The organism is Novosphingobium sp. NPDC080210, assembly GCF_050281025.1.
GTDB lineage: Bacteria > Pseudomonadota > Alphaproteobacteria > Sphingomonadales > Sphingomonadaceae > Novosphingobium.
Genome location: NZ_JBNNWL010000013.1, coordinates 1 through 6,405 on the forward strand (window position 1 = coordinate 1; position 6,405 = coordinate 6,405).

At 57.1% G+C, this 6,405-nt stretch carries 6 protein-coding genes and 2 riboswitches; of the genes, 1 reads left to right on the forward strand and 5 read right to left on the reverse strand.

Going from position 1 to position 6,405, the window contains the following annotated elements:
* The 5 genes from ACQKOE_RS16440 to ACQKOE_RS16460 all read right to left on the reverse strand — a co-directional run.
* Positions 1-577: S-adenosylmethionine synthetase N-terminal domain-containing protein (locus ACQKOE_RS16440; RefSeq protein WP_427513772.1), on the reverse strand; the 577-nt coding region annotated here is incomplete at its 3' end.
* Positions 574-1,923, reverse strand: a complete 1,350-nt coding sequence (locus tag ACQKOE_RS16445) for a hypothetical protein (RefSeq protein ID WP_427513773.1) — start codon at positions 1,921-1,923, stop codon at positions 574-576. The genes ACQKOE_RS16440 and ACQKOE_RS16445, both read right to left, overlap by 4 nt.
* On the reverse strand, positions 1,920-2,261 hold the full coding sequence (locus tag ACQKOE_RS16450; RefSeq protein WP_427513774.1) for a hypothetical protein: 342 nt from the start codon (positions 2,259-2,261) through the stop codon (positions 1,920-1,922). The genes ACQKOE_RS16445 and ACQKOE_RS16450 overlap by 4 nt, the downstream gene beginning before the upstream one ends.
* 107 nt (positions 2,262-2,368) lie before the next feature.
* Positions 2,369-3,817, reverse strand: coding sequence for an AAA family ATPase (locus ACQKOE_RS16455; RefSeq protein ID WP_427513775.1), 1,449 nt, complete (start codon positions 3,815-3,817; stop codon positions 2,369-2,371).
* Positions 3,818-3,868: 51 nt separating this feature from the next.
* A riboswitch (SAM-I-IV-variant riboswitch) is annotated at positions 3,869-3,973 on the reverse strand.
* 10 nt (positions 3,974-3,983) lie between these two features.
* Positions 3,984-4,415 (reverse strand): hypothetical protein, encoded by a 432-nt coding sequence (locus ACQKOE_RS16460; protein WP_427513776.1) that lies wholly within the window; start codon positions 4,413-4,415, stop codon positions 3,984-3,986.
* Positions 4,416-4,484: 69 nt separating this feature from the next.
* Positions 4,485-4,577, reverse strand: a riboswitch (SAM-I-IV-variant riboswitch).
* A 242-nt stretch (positions 4,578-4,819) separates the two neighbouring features.
* On the opposite strand from ACQKOE_RS16460, the gene ACQKOE_RS16465 reads away from it, so the two are divergent.
* On the forward strand, positions 4,820-6,124 hold the full coding sequence (locus tag ACQKOE_RS16465) for a S1C family serine protease (RefSeq protein WP_427513777.1): 1,305 nt from the start codon (positions 4,820-4,822) through the stop codon (positions 6,122-6,124).
* The last annotated feature ends 281 nt before the right edge of the window (positions 6,125-6,405 follow it).

The window sequence follows — 6,405 nt, forward strand, 5'->3', positions numbered from 1 at the left end:
AATGTCTTCCGGCTTGTGCTTCCTTGCCATTCCATTCCTCCTTCGTGGCCATTCCTAAAATAGAAATTGGACCACTCAGAAGGGGGCAGATCAGCACCAGCACCTTGCCGTCTGGTCCATACCCAGAGAGCCGGCCAGCGCGGCAAGAGTTGAACAGCGCATCGCGCAGGGCAAGTGCCAAGAAATGCTCCGGTGGCAGGTAGGAGACTTTCTCATCGTATCCGGCCCAGCCTGTAATCACGCACTGATCGTTGACGTGGTGGGACCAAGGTGCGGGGGCGCGAGTTTCCAGGCAGAGCGCTGAATGAATTCGATACCTGCTGGCATCAATCCAGTTGGAGCCATCGAGGCCTATCGATCTGCCCGCTTCGGTTACGATTTCGGGAAGGTCTCGCTCGAACGGAACGCTGGTTACCACGCCGCCCGAAATCCACATTTGATCTGACCAGATAGAGACCTCTACCTGGGCATAGGCATCCCTATCGAGCCTGGTCGCCTCTTGCACGATAGCGTCGGCAACCAGGTCGCAGAATTTATCTGGGTGGCCGGGAAGAGCGGCTTCACTGAACCGGATCATGAAGGATACCTTTGCAATTGGGTGTAAGGAATACCGGCCGCTCTCAAGGCGGCGGGCGATCCGTGCCTTGCGATGATCGCATGCAGCCGGGCAGCAGAACGCGCCGCGGCGACGAGACTGGGGTCGAGCCCTTCGATGAACCCGTCAGTGACTACAACAGCTGCTCGGGGACGCGTTTCGATAACGTGCCGCAAGACGCAGGCCATACTGGTGCCGCCGGTCGTTGAAGTGACCAGACGACCAGCTTGGATATGCGCTGGGACGACTTCATCACTGAATGCCCAGAAAGGCCTGCGGATGTGGCCGGCGAGCCTTGTCAGCAATGCGATGAGCGCTGGCATCTCAGAATTCATTGAGCCCGAGACATCGAGATAAACCTGAGCAGTGGCGCCTTTTCGCACGGCTACACTCTCCCAGCGGGATTGAGGCAGGATGGGGTCCCACAGCGATCTTAAGAATGCGCGGCGATCTCCAGGGGACAGAACCGGCAGCTGGATGGAGTGGGTCCCGCCCACTGCGCGCCTAGCCTTGGGATCAGGAAGAACATGGCGCCGCAAGATTTCCAGCGCAGCTTTCTCCCATTGGCGGACAGGATCGTTCGCTGCCTTTTCGAGGTCAACGAGGGCTTGGCTATTTCCCAGCCCGGCGCGTTGCCCGCGCCAAATGCCAGCTCCGTTCATTTCGCGCATGGCTTGCTCAAGCGCGTCTGTAATTGGTCCTGGCAATGGGCCGCCAAATTCCTCGTGGTTGCCGATCAGGTCTCCATGCAGAGTGGTTTCGGCCGGTTGGGCTGTCGTAGCACCGGCCTTTGCTTGTGCTCTCGCAATCTCTTCGGCCAGTTCAGCAATGTCATCAGCGACCAGCGTTCCGGCGTAGAGCCCTTTCCAGGCCCGATCGACCGCAGACACATTCTTGAGGCGTGGTAAATCGACTTGTTCGGCAGGAGTTGGGGGGCGAAGCAGCTTGGTAAACCCTGCGGCCTCAGCATAGTACGTGCGGAAGAATGATGCCCAATCCTCCCCCTGTGTGCGGCAAATGATCGCATTAATCACGGCGTCGAAGGCAATGTGGCGGGCGCGCGAAAGATGTGCAGAGCTCTCGGTATGCCGCAGCAGGACATGCAGAAACTCATGCACGATGACAGCCTTCACATGGGTCTCGGTCTTGCAGTGAGCCGCGATGAATTGCGGGTTCACCAGAAAACGCGGCTGAGCCTCGCAGCTCACCGCAAGGGTCGGAACACTCTCGGTAAAGGTCACCTCGAGGATCCGCAGAACCGCCCTGACTGCAAAGGGGTTTTCGTCGATGAGCTCGCGGTAGAGTGCGAGGAAATGATCAGGTTTCATTGATAGAAGCTCCCTGGATCGTAGAGTTCGAGGCGCCGCCCAAGGCTCACCTCAGTCCAGATTACCGGTCTCTCAGGATCATAAATCGAGCTGGTCGATAGCCCGAGGATCAGGGCTTCACGCAGGATCACTTCTGGCCTCTCGAGCCGGACGTCTTTTGGTGTAAAGTGCTCTGGCGCCGGGCGCGCCATCAGGCGTCTCGGTGGGTGGTCAAACAGGTCGCGCAGTTCCTCAGGCGACCGGCAGCCGGCATCGCTGAGAAGCTCTTCCATGAATTCGCGAGGGCTGGCTCCAATTCCAAACCAGATGCCCACCCTCAATACGAGCGGGATCTTCACGAACGCATCTCCTGGACCGAGGAGAGAGCTCGTGAGGTGCTCCCTGTGCCATCGGCTCATTGGAGCGCCTGAGTTGGCATATCGCGCCGAACCGGGGCTGATCGCTATCACGGCTGCACCCGCGAACGGATCAATTCAACCGCAGCATGAATGTCCTCTTCAAGCTGTTCAGGCCGCTCGATGGGGATCTGCTCAACGAGGCAATGGTAAAGAAACTGCCGAGCACGCGATAGGCGAGCACCTGAGAGCTTCTGTAGGTGGAGCGCCACCTTAGTGAGCTTGGGTGGGTGGCTAGTTTTCGTGCCCGGCGGTTGGCCCCACTCGAGGTGGCCATCAACCTCAAGGATTGGGGCTGCTATGCGGGCGAGGTCATTCACTCCCTCCGCACCGATAGGAAGGCGCCCGGCGGATGCTGCCGGATAAGTGACATAGGCAAAGGCCGCAGCCCTCTCAGTTCGTTCTGTCGCAAGCAACTGTGCAACGGCCTGCGTGCCGGCGTCAGATGAGGGGCACCGGGTGAGCAGGATCTCTACTTTTCGTGCAATGGAAGGCTCTGCAAGAAAGGCATGGACCCAGGCAGCCTGCGTGCTGTTTGCAGTGTCCCATGCCGCGCGGTGCGCGGCTTGGACAAGCTCAGCCGAAAGCTGCTGGCCCCAGGCCCTGTGAGGCAGGCTACATCGTAAAATCGTGATGTAGACGTCCTCGCGGCATTCTGCAGCGATGATGCTTGCTGCAAGCAGGCTGCGCGCAAGTAACCGAGTGCGGCGAGGTGAAATCCTGATGCCCGCAACTACAAGGTTGTTTGTGACGGCGGTGACATAGTCCAGCAGATAGGGGGGGCAGCAGACGAGTTGCTCCTCGAATGTGCGCCTCCATCTGGTCAAAGCTACCGCCAGAGCGCCACCATCGTCAGCAATTCGGCCTTCGCCAGCCGGTGTCGCAATGGCTCGGCGTTCCTGTTCGCTTAGCTGCTCCCAATCGGCTGCCTCGACGAAGAGACTGAACCTGTCAGCGAGTGCAGGATCGAGAGGCTCGGAACCCAGGTAATCATCGTCGCCACCTTGATCACCCGACGGCGGGTTCATGGCTGCCCACCTGAAGCGCAGATTGGAAAGGGCGATGCCCTGAATTTTGCGCTCGTGGACAAGGGCGAACAGGCGGTTTTGGTGTTCTGGCTTGCAGCGACTGATCTCGTCGATCAGCACCGATTGTGCGGGCCATACTGTCGCTGGAGTTTCCAGAAAGCGGACAGTGCCGGCTTCCTGTTCTGGAAACGGGAAGCCCACCAGATCGTCAAAGGAGATCAGTGACGCGTTGTAATGGCGGTGCTCGAGGGACAGAGCCTCGGACAGGGAGTTGAGCAAATAGGTTTTGCCGGTCCCTGACCGACCTACGAGTAGAAGCGGGTCCTCAGTTACAAGAGCAGCCAGGATGGCGATCTCGAGCTCATCAAAGCCATAAACCCCAAGGGCGGGCAGGAATTTGCGGAGCTTGCGCGGTCCATCATCGGTGCCCGCCTTGGCTTGGCTTGGTTCGTCAATTATCAGGGCGTTCATTTTGTTGGTCCTCTTCGGTGTTGGCCGAGAAGGACTGCCCGCATCCCATGTCTTCCCCCGCTTGATTGCCTAGGGCCGCATGCCGCCGTTTGGCGGAACCACCTTACCCGGGCGGGCAGGTTGGCGGAGGCGTCAGCCCCACTCGCTATGCTTGGTGTGGTCGGTTTTACCGGTTCAGCTGCTCCCGACCCCGCTGGATGCTTATCTCTGGGCTAGGCGCCTCGACATCCAGTGAGTTTAACGGCCCAACTCTTACCCAGCGGGTGAATGCGCCGCTGCCTAGGCAGATTACTCGAACCCGCTTGCCGCGGAAAACTGCAAAGTTTCCGCGCTTGTTCACTGGCACATCGTAAAGGAACGATTGCCCGACCTGATGAACAAGGTAGGTTCTCGGATCGACACTCCATCCGACATAGCCAAACCACGCACTCATAGATTCAAGGTCGCGTTGGAGACGCCGCTTCTCGGAACTCCAGCCTTCAATTGACTGCAAGCGCCGGATCTTCGCGCCCAGAATGTCGTCAAAAGAATCAGGATGCACGTCACGAAGGTCAATCAGGCGTGATCCATGCCTTGGGAAATAGCGAGAAGTCAGCATGGTTTATATCCGCAGTTCAGGATGAGATCCGAACAAACTGCGAACGTCAAAATGGGCGCTGTTATCATCATTACCTCCTATGTTTGCCCTCGGGCCTCGTCGTTGAACCACCGATGCCGGAGTTGGCCGGTTGGCAGGGCAGAGCCCTTCTTGACGATGCTTGCTAGCTAGCGTCCGCTGCGTTCATTGCAACGAAAATCAACTATCAGCCGCCCAAGTCAAACCCATCCATGTCCTCAAATGACATAATTGATCTGATGTTCTCAAGGTGAAGCACAGCGCATGGTGCTGGCAAGCTTTGGTGTGTCATAAGAGGACACTGTAGGTAACTGTGCTAATTGCATGGTCATTGGTTCAACGCCACGGTTAGACAAGTAAAGGTTTGTCCTGCGGGGTTTTAATACATGCGCTTTAAGTTCGCACTTCTCATCGCCTTGCTGGCAATCCCCCCGCAAGTAGTCTTGGCCAAATCTAGCCCGGCAAAGGCTCCGGAAGAGATCTTGGCTGATGCTGAGCGCTACACAGTCAAGGTCGAAGTTCAGACGACCATTGGTCTGAGGAACGATGAGCGCGGTCGAGGCAGCGGTACAGGCTTTTTGATTGATAAGGGGCGCGGATGGATCCTGACCAATGCCCATGTTGCTTCTCGTTCGCCCGGGCGGATCACTGTCGCCTTTAAAGACGGAGAGCCGGTCCTAGCCAAACGTATCCACGTGGACGCGTTCATGGATGTAGCGATCCTTGCCATCCCTCTCGGAGAAATACCCGCTTCTGCCATCCCAGCTAAGTTGGAGTGTTCAGGGCTGCCCAGTTCTGGCGCCTCCGTATTCGCTTATGGCCACCCTTCGGGGCTCGATTTTACTGCGTCTCGCGGTATTGTTTCTGGTGCATCCTGGTTCCCGCCATTCACACTCGTCCAGACAGACGCGACAATTAATGCAGGTAATTCCGGCGGCCCGTTGATCAGGGTTTCTGATGGCCTAGTCGTCGGTGTCAGTTCGCACAGTTACAAAGACACCGAAGATAAGAACGCGACGTCGGTAGGCTTGGCCCAGCCAGTACCCCCCATTTGCCATCTTCTAGACCTGCTCAAGCAAGGCCGAGATGCTCATACGAAACTGTTGCCAGTCGATATCGCGACTGGCCGAAATGGCCGGGAGCCCACAGTAGCCAGTTTTGCAGAGGGTTCGCGGCTTTTGCCGGGAGACCGAATTGTACGCATCAATGGCTCAACCGCCATCGTGACCTACCCAGATCTGTTGGACCGTCTGCGGGGTGCCAATCAGCCTGTTAAGGTGGGCGTGAAGAGAGGCGGCGCTGATCTCGAGGTTTTATCAAATCTTCGGACTGTGCCTGATCCGCTTGGGCACAAGGCGATAAATATCTCGGGTGTGATCATTAGCGAGCCATGGCGTGTCGATAATGCAGAAGTCGACCCCGCTGGGAACCTGGTCGCCGTCGACTTCGACACGGAGGCTGATCTTGGTGCATCCGATGTTCGGGCGTCAGACCGGCTAAAGTACGTAAATGGACGCTCTTTCACCAGGATTGACGACCTTTACGAGTACCTCGATGGTCTAAAGGACTGCGCGGAGCTTGAGATGATTTTCTGGCAGGTACCCGAATATAAAGAGTTCTCAGGCGGTCATATTGTGGCGCGAATGCACAAGTCGAAACTTGAGAGGGTTTCTGCAGATAGCACTGAATAGCTGTCGCTTATCCCGCTAAGCTCTGGAGGCGCAGTCTTGCGCTATGTCAAAGTGGGACATCATTAAGCGATCATAGGGTGCAAAGAAACCTGCGGACTTGCTAGTCTAGTCAAGAAAGAGGGGCAGATGCGTTACAGCCGGGCTGAAAGATTGATCCAACTTGCCTTGGAGATGCAGGCTGCGCGTGTGATCTGCCCCCTTCTGAGTGGTCCAATTTCTATTTTAGGAATGGCCACGAAGGAGGAATGGAATGGCAAGGAAGCACAAGCCGGAAGACATTA

Bases quoted from the DNA above. Each gene is read 5' to 3' on its own strand.
- ACQKOE_RS16445 (WP_427513773.1), bottom strand. From the start codon at position 1,923: ATGAAACCTGATCATTTCCTCGCACTCTACCGCGAGCTCATCGACGAA.
- ACQKOE_RS16460 (WP_427513776.1), bottom strand. From the start codon at position 4,415: ATGCTGACTTCTCGCTATTTCCCAAGGCATGGATCACGCCTGATTGAC.
- ACQKOE_RS16465 (WP_427513777.1), top strand. From the start codon at position 4,820: ATGCGCTTTAAGTTCGCACTTCTCATCGCCTTGCTGGCAATCCCCCCG.
- ACQKOE_RS16455 (WP_427513775.1), bottom strand. From the start codon at position 3,817: ATGAACGCCCTGATAATTGACGAACCAAGCCAAGCCAAGGCGGGCACC.